The organism is Desulfovibrio biadhensis, from assembly GCF_055388615.1.
The window spans coordinates 727,169-742,407 of sequence record NZ_AP042477.1; the positions used below are offsets into that span (position 1 = coordinate 727,169).

The 15,239-nt window shown below is 58.8% G+C and carries 14 protein-coding genes; 5 read left to right on the top strand and 9 right to left on the bottom strand.

All coding sequences use genetic code 11. The features are described from left to right. Position 1 precedes the first annotated feature (1 nt). A complete protein-coding gene (locus ACZ5EH_RS03245; protein WP_464276698.1) occupies positions 2-226 on the bottom strand; it encodes a hypothetical protein in 225 nt (74 codons plus the stop codon). Between the two features lie 46 nt (positions 227-272). Between ACZ5EH_RS03245 and ACZ5EH_RS03250 the strand changes: the two genes are divergently transcribed. From ACZ5EH_RS03250 to ACZ5EH_RS03270, 5 genes are all read left to right on the top strand, one after another. Then, positions 273-2,270, top strand: coding sequence for a type IV secretory system conjugative DNA transfer family protein (locus tag ACZ5EH_RS03250; protein ID WP_464276699.1), 1,998 nt, complete (start codon positions 273-275; stop codon positions 2,268-2,270). Next, positions 2,245-2,787 (top strand): conjugative transfer signal peptidase TraF, encoded by a 543-nt coding sequence (traF, locus tag ACZ5EH_RS03255; protein ID WP_464276700.1) that lies wholly within the window; start codon positions 2,245-2,247, stop codon positions 2,785-2,787. Before ACZ5EH_RS03250 ends, traF begins: the two co-directional genes overlap by 26 nt. 14 nt (positions 2,788-2,801) lie before the next feature. Further along, complete coding sequence (locus ACZ5EH_RS03260) at positions 2,802-2,996, top strand: hypothetical protein (protein WP_464276701.1); 195 nt, start codon at positions 2,802-2,804, stop codon at positions 2,994-2,996. Then, complete coding sequence (locus ACZ5EH_RS03265) at positions 2,983-5,136, top strand: zincin-like metallopeptidase domain-containing protein (protein WP_464276702.1); 2,154 nt, start codon at positions 2,983-2,985, stop codon at positions 5,134-5,136. Before ACZ5EH_RS03260 ends, ACZ5EH_RS03265 begins: the two co-directional genes overlap by 14 nt. A 110-nt stretch (positions 5,137-5,246) precedes the next feature. After that, positions 5,247-5,561 carry a hypothetical protein gene (locus ACZ5EH_RS03270; RefSeq protein WP_464276703.1) on the top strand — a complete coding sequence of 105 codons (315 nt, stop codon included), beginning with the start codon at positions 5,247-5,249 and terminating at the stop codon, positions 5,559-5,561. A gap of 141 nt (positions 5,562-5,702) precedes the next feature. Here the strand turns inward: ACZ5EH_RS03270 and ACZ5EH_RS03275 are convergent, their stop codons facing one another. The 8 genes from ACZ5EH_RS03275 to ACZ5EH_RS03310 form a co-directional block, all read right to left on the bottom strand. After that, the gene (locus ACZ5EH_RS03275; protein WP_464276704.1) at positions 5,703-7,367 is read right to left on the bottom strand and encodes an FmdE family protein; all 1,665 of its coding nucleotides are present in this window, start codon (positions 7,365-7,367) and stop codon (positions 5,703-5,705) included. 14 nt (positions 7,368-7,381) lie between these two features. Further along, positions 7,382-8,011 (bottom strand): TorD/DmsD family molecular chaperone, encoded by a 630-nt coding sequence (locus ACZ5EH_RS03280; protein ID WP_464276705.1) that lies wholly within the window; start codon positions 8,009-8,011, stop codon positions 7,382-7,384. Positions 8,012-8,071: 60 nt separating this feature from the next. Next, entirely contained in the window at positions 8,072-9,163 is a 1,092-nt protein-coding gene (nrfD, locus tag ACZ5EH_RS03285; protein ID WP_464276706.1) for an NrfD/PsrC family molybdoenzyme membrane anchor subunit, read from the bottom strand. Then, positions 9,160-9,888 carry a 4Fe-4S dicluster domain-containing protein gene (locus tag ACZ5EH_RS03290; protein WP_464276707.1) on the bottom strand — a complete coding sequence of 243 codons (729 nt, stop codon included), beginning with the start codon at positions 9,886-9,888 and terminating at the stop codon, positions 9,160-9,162. The genes nrfD and ACZ5EH_RS03290 overlap by 4 nt, the downstream gene beginning before the upstream one ends. Positions 9,889-9,902: 14 nt before the next feature. After that, a complete protein-coding gene (locus ACZ5EH_RS03295) occupies positions 9,903-12,476 on the bottom strand; it encodes a molybdopterin-dependent oxidoreductase (protein WP_464276708.1) in 2,574 nt (857 codons plus the stop codon). Between the two features lie 141 nt (positions 12,477-12,617). Continuing rightward, positions 12,618-13,277 (bottom strand): hypothetical protein, encoded by a 660-nt coding sequence (locus ACZ5EH_RS03300; protein WP_464276709.1) that lies wholly within the window; start codon positions 13,275-13,277, stop codon positions 12,618-12,620. An 11-nt stretch (positions 13,278-13,288) separates the two neighbouring features. Then, a complete protein-coding gene (sqr, locus tag ACZ5EH_RS03305) occupies positions 13,289-14,530 on the bottom strand; it encodes a type III sulfide quinone reductase, selenoprotein subtype (RefSeq protein ID WP_464276710.1) in 1,242 nt (413 codons plus the stop codon). 117 nt (positions 14,531-14,647) lie between these two features. Beyond that, entirely contained in the window at positions 14,648-15,022 is a 375-nt protein-coding gene (locus ACZ5EH_RS03310; protein ID WP_464276711.1) for a hypothetical protein, read from the bottom strand. Between the last annotated feature and the right edge of the window lie 217 nt (positions 15,023-15,239).

The following is a 15,239-nucleotide window of genomic DNA, read 5'->3' on the forward strand; positions in this document are numbered from 1 at the left end:
TTCAGGCTCGGCTGGATGGAGCGGGCTTTTCTGGCGCGCGCCCCTTTTGGGCGCAGAACCCCAGGTAGTCGTCAACGGAATCGGCAAAGGCTTGCTGCATTGCGTCTTCGTTACCAGCCTGGAAAGTGATGACGTCGGACAGGTGCAGCACCTCGCCGTGGAACAGGTCGGCCTCGGGATCGTACTCGAAGCACCCCTGATAGCCTTTGTAATGCAGGATATTCATAGCGCTTTGGTACCACCTCTTGGCGCCAAGTCAAGGCTGCAGCGCCATGCCTGAGCACAAGAAACCCTACGGCCTCGGCCAGGCCAAGCCCGCGCGTTCCAGGGCCTCGCTCTGGTGCTACCTCGTCTTCGTCACCATCCTTGCCCTGGCGTCCATGAGCTTTGCCACGCAGCGCGTGGCCGCGCACTACGGCTTCCATCCCGCCCTCGGCGCGCCGCTTGGCCGCGCCTTGGACCTGGCCTGGTACGCGCCGTGGTCCATCTTCGCCTGGCAGGCCATGCCCGGCCTGGCCGACCCTCAGGGCTACGTGGAGCAGTCCCTGTCCTTTGCTCAGGCCCTGTTCATCCTGCCGCAGTTTCTTATCCTCAGCCTCTTTGTGGGGCGCCGCAAGCTCAGCAAGGGTTGCGAGGACCTGCACGGCTCGGCGCGTTGGGCGCGTGCCGAGGAAATTCGCACCATGGGCCTGCTCGACGGGCAAGGCGTGTATGTGGGCGGCTGGCTCCAGGAGCATCGCGGGGGCGTGCGCTTACGGCGAGCACTCCGGGGTATGCCGCTGCGCGTGCAGCGTTATCTGCGCCACAACGGCCCGGAGCACGTGCTCTGTTTCGCGCCCACGCGCTCGGGCAAGGGCGTGGGGCTGATCATCCCCACGCTGCTGGCTTGGCCGGATTCTACGGTCGTCTTCGACATCAAGGGCGAGAACTGGAGCCTGACAGCAGGCTGGCTCGCCACGCAGGGGCATCGCGTCCTGCGCTTCGACCCCTCGGACGCTAGCGGCAACTCCGCCTGCTTCAACCCTCTGGAGGAAATCCGCCTGGAGACCGTGCACGCGGTGCAGGACGCCCAGAACCTGGTCAGCATGATCCTCGACCCCCAGGGCAAGGGGCTGGCCGACTACTGGCACAAGGCCGCGTTCGGCTTTCTTTCAGGGGCGCTGCTGCATTGTCTGGTGGTCACGCGCCACGCCGAGGGCAGGGCGGCCACGCTCTGCGACCTCTCCTGTTTGTTGGCGGATGAGAACCGCCCCATTCAGGATGTGTTCGAGGAAATGATCGCCACGGACCACGCGGCCATGCTCGACGCACTGCTGCCGGGGGGTGTCTCTGGGCACCACGGCGCGGACATCCACCGCTTCGTCACGGCCGCGGCGCGGGAGATGCTGAACAAGGCGGACCGGGAGCTTTCGGGCGTGCTCTCCACGGCCGTGGCCAACCTGAACCTCTACCGCGACCCGGTGGTGGCCATGAACACCGCGCGCTGCGACTTTCGCCTGGACGACCTCGCGCGGCACGAGCGCCCCGTGAATCTCTACCTCGTGATCAGCCCGGCGGACATCGACCGGCTGCGCCCCCTGGTGCGTATCGTGCTGACCATGCTGCTCAACCGCGCCACCGCGCGTCTGGACTGCGGCGCAGAGCAGCGCCGGCGCGTGCTGCTCATGCTCGATGAATTCACGGCCCTGGGCAAGCTGGACATCGTGGAGCGCGCCATCGCCTACATGGCCGGCTACGGGCTCAAGGGCTATTTCATCGTCCAGGACATCGTGCAGCTGAACGCGGTTTACGGCAAGGACAACGGCCTCATGGCCAACTGCCACGTGCGTGTGGCTTTTGCGCCGAACACGGTGGAGACCGCGCGCGTCCTTTCGGCCATGACCGGCAAGGCCACTGTCATCGAGAAAAAGACCGCGCTCTCGGGCGCGCGCAGCGGCGGGCTGAAGAACGCCTCGCTCAGCGTGAACGAGGTCGCGCGGCCGCTCTTGACCGAGGACGAGTGCATGCGCCTGCCCGGCCCCACCAAGAACGCGACCGGCCGCATCACGGCGCCGGGCGACATGCTCGTCTTCTGCGCCGGCCAGCCGCCCATCTACGGCAAGCAGATTCTCTACTTCCTGGACCCGGTGTTTTCCCAGCGCGCGCGGATCGCGGCTCCAGGGAAGTCTGACTCGCTGCATCCGGAGCGCACGCGTCCCGGCTCTTCAAACAAGCCGCAACCAAAACCCAGCGAGGACAAGTCCTATGAACGGTATCTGGCCGAGGTATAGCCTGCCGCTTGCGGTCCTGGTCCTGGCTCTGATCCTGATTTTCTGGCTCGGGGTCCTCTGGGCACTGGGCTTTCGCCTGAACCTCACCCCGTCCGTGGCCGTCGGTCTCTATCGCCTGGAATCCCGAGCGCCTGAACGCGGCGACCTCGTTGCGTTCTGTCCACAGCAGGGGGCGCTTGTCGCACTGGCCCTGGAGCGAGGGTATCTGCGCCCCGGCCTTTGTGCCTCGGGCACGCGCCCCTTGCTCAAACGTCTGGTCGGCCTACCGGGCGATCAGCTGGACATCGCCCCGGAAGGGGTGTGCATCAACAGCAGACTCCAGCCTTGCAGCCAGGTCAGGACACTGGACAGCCACGGCCGCCCCTTGCCGCGTGGCGCCCTGGAATCCGGCACCATCCCCGCGAACAAAGCCCTGCTGCTCTCGGATGCCTACGCCGGCGGCTTCGACAGTCGCTACTTCGGCCTGGTGGACTTGAGTGCGCTGCGTCCGGCGCGGCCGGTCAAGATCTTTGAATGACAAGGAGAGAGGAAATGAACACAGACTACAAGGAGTATTTGCAGGCAGCGGCCCGGGCCGTAGACGTGCAGGCAACCGAAAGTCCAGAGCTGGGCATCCCGGTGGACCCGGATGTGGCCGAGTTCATGGGCGCCTTCGAGGAAAGCGCGCTGAGTCTTGCCGACGTGGACGACGCCGACGACGCGGGGGGCGAACATGGCCAGGAGTAAGGTCGAACGCCCCCCGTTTCATGAGGAGTTCGCGGCCAAGATCATTGAGGACCTGAAGCGCGGCACTGCGCCTTGGCAGCGCCCCTGGCGGCCGGGGCAACTGCGCTCGCCCAGGAATCCGGTCTCGGGTACTGTTTACAGCGGCATCAACCGCGTCATGCTCTCGCGCCAGGGTTTCGAGGACCCGCGCTGGATGAGTCTGAAGCAGGCCAACAGCCTGGAGTGCCGCGTGCGCAAGGGCGAGAAATCGCAGACCATCGTCTTCTGGCAGTTCAGTAAGGAAGAGCCGCTACTCGATGACGACGGCAAGCCCGTGCTCGATGCCGAGGGCAACGCGCTCAAGCACAAGGTCGAACTGGAGCGCCCCATCGTGCGTTTCTCCTCGGTCTTCCACGCCAGCCAGCTCGAAGGCGAGCTGCCCCCGCTTGATCTCAAGCAAGGGGCGGATTGGGATCCTAACGAGAAGGCCGAGGTCATCCTGCGCAACTCGGGCGCGCTCATCAAGCACAACCAGCGCGATCGCGCCTACTACAGCCTGCTGCGTGACGAGATTTCGCTGCCCCCCAGGGAGAGCTTTGCGGCGGCCGACGGCTACTACGCCACCGCCTTGCACGAACTCGGGCACTGGACCGGGCATGGCTCGCGCCTGAACCGGGAGTTTGGCCCCTTCGGCTCCGAGGTTTACGCACGCGAGGAGCTGCGCGCGGAAATAGCCTCCTGGATGCTCGGCCAGGACCTCGGTGTGGGGCACGATCCGGGTCAGCACCTGGCCTACGTGGACTCCTGGATCACGGTCCTGGAGAAGGACCCCTACGAGATCGTGCGCGCCTGCCGCGATGCGGAGCAGATCAAGAACTACGTGCTCGCCTTGGAGCGGACACAAGAACGCGAGGAGCAAGCGACAATGCAAGCCACAATGCAAGCCACAATGCAGACCACGCAGGAAGCAGCGCGTGAACCGCTCCGGGAGCGAGTGCAGCAAGCCGAAACCCCGGCCCGGCAGGCAGCGGAAAAGGTCTATCTGGCGGTCCCCTATCGCCAACGCAATCAGGCCAAGGCCGCAGGCGCCAAGTGGGACCGGGAGGCCAAGCTCTGGTATGCCCCCAAAGGGGCGGACCTGGCCAAGCTGGAATCCTGGCTGCCGGAAAAGGCGCCCGAGCCGGTCAAGAGCATGGACGTGCAGGCAGAATTCGCGCGCGCCATCCATGCCTCCGGTCTCGATCTCGGCGAGCAACCTCCGATCATGGACGGCAAAATCCACCGCGTGCCCCTGCTGGACGGCAAGCCAGGCAAGCTCGACGGCGCCTACCTGGGCTACGCGGACGGCGTCCCGGCCGGATTCATCCAGAACCACAAGACCGGCGAAAAGATCACCTGGAAGGCCACGGGCCACGTGCTCACAGAGGAGCAGAAGAAAACCCTGAAGGCCGAGGCTGCCCAACGCAGCGCCCAACGCCAACTCGACCTCGCCCGTGAGCAGGAAAGGGCGTCAAAACGCGCCTTCGCGAAGTTCGTCAACGCCAAGGAAGCCACGCCAGGGCAAGCCTATTTGATAGCCAAAGGCATCGCCCCTTGCGGCGCACGGGAAGACGAAAACGGCAACCTCCTCATTGCAGGGCAGGACATCACCGGCCACATCCACACCCTGCAAACCATCACCATGCAAAACTTCACCTCGGCCGACAAACGCTTCGAGCCAGGCAGCCGCAAGACCGGCTGCTTCCACGCCATCGACCCGGACAACAAGCTCGGCCAGGCGCCGATCCTCATTGCCGAAGGTTTCGCCACCGCCGCCAGCGTGCACATGGCCACAGGCCTGCCCGTGGTGGCCGCCTTCGATGCCGGCAACCTGGAGCCCGTGGCCACGGCCCTGCGCGTGAAATTCCCGGAGACGCCCATGCTCATCCTGGCTGATGACGACCACGCCCTGGAACCAAACGTGGGCCTGAAAAAGGCCCAGCAGGCAGCCAAGGCCGTCGGCGCAAAGGTCCTTGCGCCATCATTCACTGCAGACGAAAAGGCCAAGGGCCTGACAGACTTCAACGACCTGCACCAGGCGCGCGGCGACAAGGGGCTGGCGATGATCAAGGAGCGGGTGGTCAGGCGAATGGAGCAGGAGCGGAGGGAGGTGGGGAGGTAGACACGTGTAGTCAATTTCTAAACTGGAACTGATTTGATAGGGGAATTATTCTTTGGGAAGATACGGATCGTTCTCCTACAACCTGCAACCGGCGCTGCGCGGAGGAACTGATGCACAGATTCCTCAAGAGCTTAGGCTTCGAGGAGTTGCCGTTCCTGCATTTCATTCCCAACTCCGCCTTCTACTACACCATGCTCCTGGGCTTCTTTCTGTTCAAGGCGTTCACGGAGGACGTGTCCGAGCCTGTGGTGCCAGTCATGTCTTTCCCCACTATGCTTCGCCGCCAACTGGTGGACGTGCCCGCCAAGATCGTCACCCTCGCGGGCAGAACAGTGCTCAAAGTCACGACTGTCGCCATGGATTCGTTGCGTTTCAAAGAACTCTGGGAGCGACTCCTCCGCGCCCAGCGCTTCGTCTGGGCATGAAATGGGCACTGTCCTTTGAGCATTGAATGGAAATGAGCGTCCTGTAATCGGAAAAGGGTCTGCTTTGTCCCTGGACCGTCCTTGCAGTGCCCGAAACGCACGATCTAGATACAGAGACGGATGCTTTAGACCTCCAGCACCTTACTTGCCAAAAGGGCACTTTGGAAACGTGCAGGAGTTGCACGCCAAACAGAAGCCGCCATCAGCCATGTCCGCAAGGTCTGCGCGGGAAACTGCTCTTCCAGCAAGGATTCGGGGCAGCAGCAGGTCAAAGCTGGTCGTCTTATGGAAGAGCGCGCAGGCGGGAACTCCCATGACGCGAGTTTCACCGATCCGACCCAGGAGAGTCATGGCGCCTGGCAACAATGGCGCCCCGTAAATCATGTCGATGAGGCCGGCGTCAAGCAAGCCAAGGCGTGTGACGTCATCAGGGTCCACGGAAAGCCCAGCAGTGGTGACCAGCAACTCTACTTTTGCTGATGTCATCCTGCTGACGGCCTCGGCAATGGTTTTACGATCATCAGGCACGATGTCAGTTGCGGTGACTTTGCAGCCAAATGCTTCCACTTTCCCCTGCACAAGGGGAATGAACCTGTCCTGAATCAGCCCCTGAAAAACCTCTGTGCCTGTAACAAGAATTCCTACGTGCATTTGTTTAAGAGGCAATACGCTGAAGAGCGGTCCCTTTTCAAGCAGGGCAATCCCCCGGTGGTATACGTTACGATCCAGGAGCAGTGGTATGGCTCGCGCACCAGCTACAGGCCTTCCAACTTCAACAAAGATGTCGCTCTGTCTGGTAGCGCACATTACGTCTGGCAGATGGTTGAAAGCTCGTAGTCGTTGGCGATCCACAACGAAAAGACCATCCATAACCGGGAAAAAATCAACTTTTCCTTCTCGCGGACGGGATGAATAATCCATGTTTCTGCCAGCCATGAGCCTAGCAAAATCAAGCGCGGCCTTGTTCTCATGTATTGAGTCGTCACCGCTGGGAAAAGCTTCCTCGACGTACACATGAGCCCGTCCCATGCGTTGCAGTTCGCAGACGTCACCGGCCGTGATTTCCTGGCCGGCGATGACGGCAGGCCCCTTTGAGACGCCGGGCACAACACGCGTCATGTCGTGAAGTGCTTTCCTGCCTACGGCCTCCTGCAGAGGCAGCGCCTTGGGAGTATTTTGCCGGGGGCGCTTTCCTTCGGCTCTTCTTGCGGAAAAAAGATAGGGGACATCGCCAAGGCAGCCAAGACAGATGGGGCCGTCTGAAGCTGTGTATGGCTCGCCACAGGACGGACAGTGTGCAATGCGGCCTGATGAATGTTTGCCCAGCATTCTTTGCGGCACCTGAATGGGCTCCAGGGTGCAAATGGTGTCGCCAGCTATGGAGATTTCATGGAACAGCTTTTTGGTATCTTGTTCCTTCTTGGGCTTGAGCTTCATCAGCCAGCATTGGATTTCCGGCCAGTCTGCCAGCCTGTCCGGATCAACAGCGCAGCGCCACCCCTCGCCGGTGTGCTTGTCGAAAAGGGCCAGGGCGTATCTGCCGGTGTGAGCGAGATGGATGCGGCCATTGCCATACGTGCAAAGGGTGAGCATCTGCACGGCGTCAGGCAGGCACTTGGCTGTTTCAACATAAACTTCGAACAGCGTCCCCTCAGGCAAACGAGCCTTGGCGGCTTCCACCATGTAGGCGCCCAGCAGCAGGCCAGGGGCGGGGTAGCCGTGGAAATCCTTTGCTTTGTCCTTGAACTCGTCAAACGTGTACTGGCCGATCATGACCGGTTGTTTCTGCTCCTGGGATTCAAGCATGGTCTGCCTCCGGACTACAGAGATGAAACGTGCAGGGCCTCGATCTCGTCGAGTTGCTCTTGCACAAAGAGACGCGTCAACATGCCGAGTGTCCGGTAGAAATCGGTCTCGGCGTTCTGGACGACCTTTTCCGTGAACTCCTGGAACCAGCGCCCGAGATGCTCGTCGAGAAATCGCCGGCGAAGGTCCTGGCACATGGCCTTTTCTGTCGGTTCTGCCTGCTCTTCGATCTGCAGCAGAAAACCCAGAAACTCAAGTTCCGCCGCAATATGGTCCGGCGGATTCTTGAAGTCTTCGGCCATTTCCAGATCAGCTTCAAGATAAAGATCTTTGAGGTGCATGGTGGAGTCGCCCATGAGCAGGCCTTCATCTTCCAGATAGACCGAGCCGAAGGGCGGGGCCAGGAGCTGGAATGGCCCGACGAACAGCTTGGCTTGGTCCACCTTGAGCTGTTGCAACTCGGCTTCATTGAACTGTTGCACAAGCTTCGCGGCTAAATCGTGGAATTCTCCCCCCACAGGGGCGAGAGCCCTTTCAAGCAGGTCGATTCTGTCGCCAACAGCAGTGTCTGGAGGGTAGTAGCAGAGAGCCAAGGTGGAAAAGACCTGTTGCTCAACCGTTGTAGGCGCTTCAATTTTGGGCATGGATGTTTTCTCCAGGTTTTGTGTGGGCCGGCCAAGAAGGCCGGCCCCTTTGACCGTGTGCTATTTGGACTCTACAGCTTTGGGGTCGATTTGCATCAAACGGTCGCCCAGGTGATAAAGCAGCATTATGACGGACGCCGAAAAGATAAAGACCAGGGCCTCCCAGATGTTGGGGGCGTAGGTAAGTACCTCGGGAAGGTTCTCGGCCTTGGGCCCAATGGGCCTCGCCTGTCCCGAGATGATGATCGACATGGTCAAGGTGAGAACGCAGAGAAGAGTAAGACCAGCGGCAATGCCCCTGACGCTGCGGCTTACCTTCGAAGCGGCGGGCAGCATGAGCAGAAGGGCCAAAAGCAAGCCAAAAGTAGGCCAGATTCCCGTGACTTCTGAGAATGCCTCCTGAGTGTTGGCAAGAGCTGGCACCAACCTGGCAAAGGCTACGGCTGTTGCGAGTATGAGCGTAGCCTTCAGGATGCGGCCCATGCCCGCAGAGGGTTCGGCCCCCCCGATGGGGGCAATGGCGTCGTATACCGTGACAGCAGCCCAGGCAGAGACCAGGGACATGCTCAACGTGTAGACTGGCATGTAGGCGCCGAAATACGTCGGGCGGGACTCTGCCATGCCGAAAACGCTCCCGAGGACCATAACTGCTATGACACCGATTGTTCCAGAAGCAGCGGACAGGGCCGGGGGCGTGCCGCCTTCCCTGCCTTCGACAATGAATTTTATGATGAGCAGAGCTAACTCAAGGGAGTAAAGCAAGCCCATCCACCATATAGGCGAGGAGAAGTTCGGCGAAAGCATGATATAGATCATGTGTGTCAACGAGCCCAGTTCCAGGCCGATGGAGACAAAGGCGCCGATCAGAGTGACAATGGCCATAAATGTGAAGCGTCTGGCCCAGGGGTTCAGGGCCTCAACCCCCAGGAGCTTGGGCAGGGAGCCCAGCAGCCCCATGCCTGTGCTTGTGATGGCAAAAAAAACGTAGGACCCGATAGGCAATGTCCAGATGATGGTGTCGTTTGCCGCCAGAATGTCATGTCCGCCAGACAGCAGCTTGAAAGCGACAAAGAGCCCTGCCAGGATGCCAAGGCTGAGCAGCGTGACCCAGGGCATGTTGAGTTTCTTCATATTGCTCGTCATTTGGTTCATTTCAGGCCTCCCTTTGTCTGGGCGTATCCAGCCGGGTTGAAGCTGCGGATGTAGTAGATTTTTGGCTTCGTTCCCAGGTGCTCTTTGAGCCGGTAGGGCTTGTGTTTACCAAGGAGCTTGCTTACTTCGCTGTCCGGGTCGTCAAGGTCGCCGAATATGCGCGCATCAGCCGGGCAGGCTTCCACGCAAGCCGGTAAAAGTCCCTGTTTGATGCGGTGATCGCAAAAGGTGCATTTTTCAACGACCCCCATGGGCCTGATACCGTCCAGGGTGTCAGCGCGTTCAGGGTTGTAGTAAGGCGTGCCATTGCCGCCGATCTTTTCCACTTCTTCCTTGGGAGACGTGGTGCAGCCTTTGATCAGCGCCTTGCCGTTTCTCCAGAAGGCGTGCGGCTTCGTCCAGTTGAAGTAGATGACGCCGTAGGGGCAGTTATAGATGCAGTACTTGCAGCCGATGCACTTGTCAGGGTCGTGCATGGTGATTCCGCCTTCTGCCTTGTGCATGGCATTGGTGGGGCAACCGCGAGCGCAGGGCGCATCTTCGCAGTGATTGCAAAGCGTGGGAGTATAGTGGTAGCGGACATTTGGGAACGTGCCTCGCGTCTCCGTAATCTTGTACGACCAGGTGATGCCTTCGTCGAGGTTGTTTTCCGTTTTACATGCGATAATACAGGCGCCGCAGCCTACGCAGCGTTGCTGGTCGATGACCATTGCCCAGGTTGTCATGATGTATTCCCTCCTCAGGCCTTTACGACCTTGACGCGAGTGACGCCGTAATAGGCAGAAGCGCCGCTCAGACGTTCATAGTCGACCGGAATGATGTAGTTGTTGTTGCCGCCACGGGGCTCTTTTCCAAAGACTTTTGATGCAACCTTGCCGTAAGCCCAATGCCCCTGTCCGTAACACTTGGCCACAGTGCCGGGGCGGACACCTTCCCACAAGGCCGCTTTGCAGGATATCTCGCCCGCGGGAGTCTGGAGTTTGATGTCATCACCTGCACTGATGCCCAGCTTTGCAGCGTCTACAGGGTTGAGTTTTGCTACATCGGCATAAGCCATGTCGCCGGGGTCCAGATCCTTGAGCTCGTAATACCAGCTGCAGTTGGGCGTGCGTCCTTCACGGTTCAGTCGGGACTTGTGGTCTACGAAAACAAAAGGAAAGTCCTCTTCTGATCCATGGACAAAGGGCTCTTCGTAGTGGGGGACGAAAGCAATTTCACCACGGGCAAGGTAATTGGTGGCCTCCATGACTCTATCCACGTCGACGCCGTGCTTTTCCGCATGCTTTTCCAGCGCCTCTTTCAAGGTTTCACTGTAGAACTCGAACATGCCGGTTTTGGTTTTCATCTTGCCCCAGCGCGCACGAAAGGGGTAGGGATTGGAGTTCCAGACGCCAATGCGTTTCAGCTCCTCCCAGCCGTTGATGCGGTCCCCGCCTTTGTACTTTGATGGGTTCCACAGGTTCTCGGTCGCCATCTTCAGGGCGAATTCGGCAAATTCCTTTTCATTTTCAGGAGCCTTGCCTGTTTCCGGGTCGTAGAACTTCTCCACATGGTAGCGGTGCAGCATGTCGAAGCCGCGTTCAGCCAGTTTCTTGCCGAGGAGGAAAGGAACCTCGGTCTCATCTATCTTATACTCGAAAGGCATGTTGATGATGGGTTGTTGGATGGGCACATGGCGATAGGCATGGCCAGTTGACTTGGTGTAGCCCCACTTTTCGAACAAGTGATGGGTGTCTGGCAAAACGATGTCCGCAAACCATGAGAATTCAGAAGCGTTGGTGGTGATGTGGACAAGGAAGGGGATCATGGCCAGCGCCTTGTCCCAGCGCTGCGATTCCGGCGCAGAGAAGTTGAAGTTGTTCATGTAGGCAATGGCCACTTTGATCTCGTTGGGGTCCTTGTTGATGATGCCGTCCGCAGCATTGTTGGTCACGACACCGCCGCCTGACTTTCCCTTGTTGAGCGCAGGAAATTGCAGGCGGCCTCGTTGGTCGATCTTTTCGTGCTTTTTGCCCTTCTTGGCGATATCATCCAGGTACTCGTCATATTTAGGAAACTTGCTTGTGTACTCCTTGTTGGAAACAAGGGTTCCGCCGACATTATCGCAGGAGCCCACGAGGCCGTTGAGGGCATGGGTGGCCATGCAGGCGTAGCCGCCGCGAACCTGCATGGCGGGGCCGCCGCCAACCCATGAAATCGCATGAGGGGCGGCCTTGGCGAAGTCCATGGCAACCCGTCTGATCTGTTCTGCAGAGACCCCGCTGCGTTGAGCTGCCCATTCCGGCGTCTTGTCGCGCAGTTCGAGATTCCACCATTTGACAACGCCGTAGGTGTATTTCTCTTCGAAAAGAGTCTCGTCCACCCAGGTATCAGGCCGGAATCGGTTCACGCCGTCGATGAAGTCGCCCACGAAGTCGCGGTACCAGAGGCCTTCGCTGAGAATGACGTGGGCAATGGCCGAGGCAATGGCGCCGTCTTCCCCTGGCTTCAGGGGCAACCATTCATCAGCCTTGATTGCAGTAGATGAGAGTCGGGGTTCGACAACAGCGACCCTGGCTTCCTGGATGGCAGTGCCCCAAGCCTTTGTATAGTAAGAAACCTGTCGGTTGGCTGCCAGGGGGTCGGCGCCCCAAAGGAGGATGTAGCGGCTGTTTTCGATGTCATACTGGCGATAGCCCCAGAATCCCTCTGTATAGTAGGGTCCGAACTTTTCGGCTTCCGCGCAAAGTGCGCTGTGGGAGATGTTGTTGGGGGAACCAATGATCTTGGTCATGGAATCGTACAGAATGTCACGCATGTAGGTATAACGCCCCCGCATGAGCATGTACTTGTAGGTCTCGTTGTTATTGCGCAGCTCCATGATCTTGTCGGCGATAGTATCCAGGGCTTCATCCCAGGAGATGGGTACGAATCCGGGATCCTGGTCGCGCCCCTTTTTGGGGTTGGTGCGCTTCATGGGCGCCTTGATACGGTCTGGATCGTAGACCTGCTGCAAGGACAGATGGGAGCGGGGGCAACAGGCGCCCATATTGACCTTGGAATTGGGATTGCCACGCACCTTCACCGCCCGGCCGTTGACAACATAGATTTGCAGTGAACACCAGGACGTACACCCCTGACACCCTCCGGGCAGCCATTTGCCAAGTTTGCCGGCATTTGCCGCATGGGCTTTTTTTGCAGGAGCAAAAGCCCGCAACGCAGGCAAGCCTACACTCAAGGCTGCCCCCGCAGTCAATGAGGTCTTCAGGAACTTCCTGCGACTGACACCTGTCTTGACTGCCGCTTTGTTTTCTCGATTGTTGTTCTCTGCCATTTGCTCTTCTCTCCTTGGACTTGTCGTTATTCAGCTCCAGTCAGAACCGGGGCTTTATGCACATACAGTGTTCAGGACTTTTCTGTTGCTGCGGCTCCTCTCTGCAAAACGTTGCCAGCAAACCAAGAGCTGCACCTTTTGTTATGCGTCTTTCGCCTCCTGCGGCGCAAGAGCCTGCAGCATTTGCAGCATTGCGGCCATGGATTGCTGTGTTTTCCTGTCTCGCATCTGGCGCACCAATGATCCAAAACCGGCCTTTCCGGCAAGTTCCCAGTCAATGCAGCCGGGCGCAACGGCAGCCCGCTCAAGAAACTCGATGCTGCGATTGTCAAGCAACAGCTCGAGAGCTGCGACCAGGCGAGGCAGATTTTCTTCCATTTGGCGCAGTTGTTCTTCGCTGTAGCCGCCGCCTATGCGCTGCAGGACAGAGAGCATGGTCCCCAACAGCTTGAAGACATTATCGCGTTCAAGCTGATCCAGCTTTTCAATGGCGTGTGGCACAGTGGTCCGGAGCAGGGGTTCAGCGGTGGCGACGAGATCGAACAAGGCATTCATGTGTTTCAGGCCGGCGCTGATGTTTTTTGTGCTGCGCGCCATCTGCTTCATGAGGGCAAGGATTTCATCGAGTTGCACATCGCCTTCGATCTCCGCAAGTTCCAGGATCAGGGCCTTGACACCCTCGTTGACGCGCGGCGCAATATCCTTCCTCAGTTCCTGCATACTTGCCGCCGAAGCGGCCATGGGTTCGAGCATTGCCTCTATTCGTTCGAGACGCTGGAGGATTTCTGTTTGCTGTGTCATGGCGCCCTCTCTTATGTGGCCTGCGCAGGTTGGCGAATCTTGCCTGCCAGGTTCATCTGGGGCTCGAGAGGCAGTTCCTCGCCGCGCATCATCAGGTTCCAGTAGACCCAGCGAAACATCATCTTGCCCCAGTAATTGGGAAGGCTTTCCTTGAGCAGGCTGAAGGGACCCAGGCCTGGGAAGGGGAACATGCCGGGAAGCGGCTCCACCTTGTAGCTGAAGTCGAGCAGGATGGCCTTCTCGCTCCCCGATGCGAGGAAGCAGGTAGCATGGCCGTCAAAGGTTTCGCGCGGGGGGTGGCCGTCGATTTCGCGCACGATGTTCTCGAGGACGGTGGAAGCGGCGTAGTGGGCTGTGGAGCCGGCCTTGGAGGCTGGAATGTTGGTGGCGTCGCCAATGACGTAAACCCGCTCCAGCCCCTCGGCTTGCAGCGTGTGGTTGTTTGTCTGCATGAAACCAAGGGGGTCGCCCAGGCCGGACTCGGTGATACATTTGTCGCCCAGGTTCGGGGGGATGGATACCAGCAGGTCGTAGTCCACCTTGCGTCCGTCTCCTGCCTCCAGAAAGCGCTCCTTTGCGTCAACGTGTGAGAGAACAAAGTTTGAGGTGACCTTGACGTTCTTTTCTTCGGCAACCCGGCTCAGAATCTTTGTGGCCACGGGCTTGGTGAAGACACCTCCAAGTGGCGTTACCAGTTCGATCTCCACCTGATCGCGCACGCCGTTTTTCTGGAAGAACCAGTCTGCCATGAAAACGAATTCCAGAGGCGCGATGGGGCATTTGTAAGGCACGTCGGCAATGTTCATGACAACTTTGCCTTTTTCGAAATACTTCAGGGCGTCGCGGAGTTGCAGCGATCCTTGCAGGCTGTAGAAGTCGAAAATGCTCGAACCCCATCCATCCATCATGCCGTCCACTTCCTCGGGGCAGATGCGGCAGCCAGTGGCAATGATCAGCCAATCATAGTCGTAGCGTCCGGCCAGTCCCTCAACCACTCGTGTGTCCGGGGAAATTTTGGCCACAGTGTCCACCTTGAACTCCACTCCCTTGGGAATGAACTCGCGTCTGGGCTTGAGAACATCCTGCTCCCCATAAATGCAGAAAGGAATGAAAAGATAGCCAGGCTGGTAATGATGGATTTCGTCCTTGTCCAGAATGGTAATGGAGGCCTTTTCTTCGCTGAGTTCTTTGCGAAGCATGTTTGCCATGATCGTGCCCCCTGCACCCGCGCCGATAATCAGGATTTTTTGCATGTCACTCTCTCCAAGCGGCTGGAAATTATTCAAACAATACGTCGTAGAGTGTGTCAGGGCGCATTCCCATGCAGTATCCACGACGCAGGCCTCTCAGGCAGGTTCCTGTGCTTCAATTCAGTCGCTTTTCACCGCCCTGAGGATGCTGCGCAGGCAGAATGTAAGTTCATCATCATAGGGCGCGAGCAGACAGGAAAAAATATTTCTTCTAATTGCCTGCTTCAGTTCCGGGTGGGCGGCGCTGTTTGAAAGAACAACGACCCTGAGATTGGGCAGCGCCTGTTCCAGTTTGCGAAAAAAAGGTGGAGCCAAGGGCCAGTCCTCAACCCGCGCCACTAGAGCCACCAACTTTTTGCCCTGCTGGGCGGAGTCTGCAAGAAGCCTATCCGGGTCGAGCCGGGCGCACGTTACCCCGACTTGAGCCACAAGGGAGCAGACATGGTCCGCCTCTCTGTCGTCCTTTATGGCAACCGCGATCATGCTTTCTTCCATGAAACTGGATCCTTGGGCCTAGTTTGAAATGTTGGAAAACCTACTTGCACGCTATGAATCTTAGCAAGAACAGAGCCAGCATTCTCGGGAACAATGAAGGTATTCAAGCTGAACGCACTAACATCTTGAAATACTGTAATTGTTTCAAAAGAAACAAAAAGATGTAGCGGCTCAAGAAGTCGTCACAAAAGGGGAGTGGTGTTCCTGATTTGGACAC

Bases quoted from the DNA above. Each gene is read 5' to 3' on its own strand.
- ACZ5EH_RS03245 (WP_464276698.1), bottom strand. From the start codon at position 226: ATGAATATCCTGCATTACAAAGGCTATCAGGGGTGCTTCGAGTACGAT.
- ACZ5EH_RS03250 (WP_464276699.1), top strand. From the start codon at position 273: ATGCCTGAGCACAAGAAACCCTACGGCCTCGGCCAGGCCAAGCCCGCG.
- traF (WP_464276700.1), top strand. From the start codon at position 2,245: ATGAACGGTATCTGGCCGAGGTATAGCCTGCCGCTTGCGGTCCTGGTC.
- ACZ5EH_RS03260 (WP_464276701.1), top strand. From the start codon at position 2,802: ATGAACACAGACTACAAGGAGTATTTGCAGGCAGCGGCCCGGGCCGTA.
- ACZ5EH_RS03265 (WP_464276702.1), top strand. From the start codon at position 2,983: ATGGCCAGGAGTAAGGTCGAACGCCCCCCGTTTCATGAGGAGTTCGCG.
- ACZ5EH_RS03270 (WP_464276703.1), top strand. From the start codon at position 5,247: ATGCACAGATTCCTCAAGAGCTTAGGCTTCGAGGAGTTGCCGTTCCTG.
- ACZ5EH_RS03275 (WP_464276704.1), bottom strand. From the start codon at position 7,367: ATGCTTGAATCCCAGGAGCAGAAACAACCGGTCATGATCGGCCAGTAC.
- ACZ5EH_RS03280 (WP_464276705.1), bottom strand. From the start codon at position 8,011: ATGCCCAAAATTGAAGCGCCTACAACGGTTGAGCAACAGGTCTTTTCC.
- nrfD (WP_464276706.1), bottom strand. From the start codon at position 9,163: ATGAACCAAATGACGAGCAATATGAAGAAACTCAACATGCCCTGGGTC.
- ACZ5EH_RS03290 (WP_464276707.1), bottom strand. From the start codon at position 9,888: ATGACAACCTGGGCAATGGTCATCGACCAGCAACGCTGCGTAGGCTGC.
- ACZ5EH_RS03295 (WP_464276708.1), bottom strand. From the start codon at position 12,476: ATGGCAGAGAACAACAATCGAGAAAACAAAGCGGCAGTCAAGACAGGT.
- ACZ5EH_RS03300 (WP_464276709.1), bottom strand. From the start codon at position 13,277: ATGACACAGCAAACAGAAATCCTCCAGCGTCTCGAACGAATAGAGGCA.
- sqr (WP_464276710.1), bottom strand. From the start codon at position 14,530: ATGCAAAAAATCCTGATTATCGGCGCGGGTGCAGGGGGCACGATCATG.
- ACZ5EH_RS03310 (WP_464276711.1), bottom strand. From the start codon at position 15,022: ATGGAAGAAAGCATGATCGCGGTTGCCATAAAGGACGACAGAGAGGCG.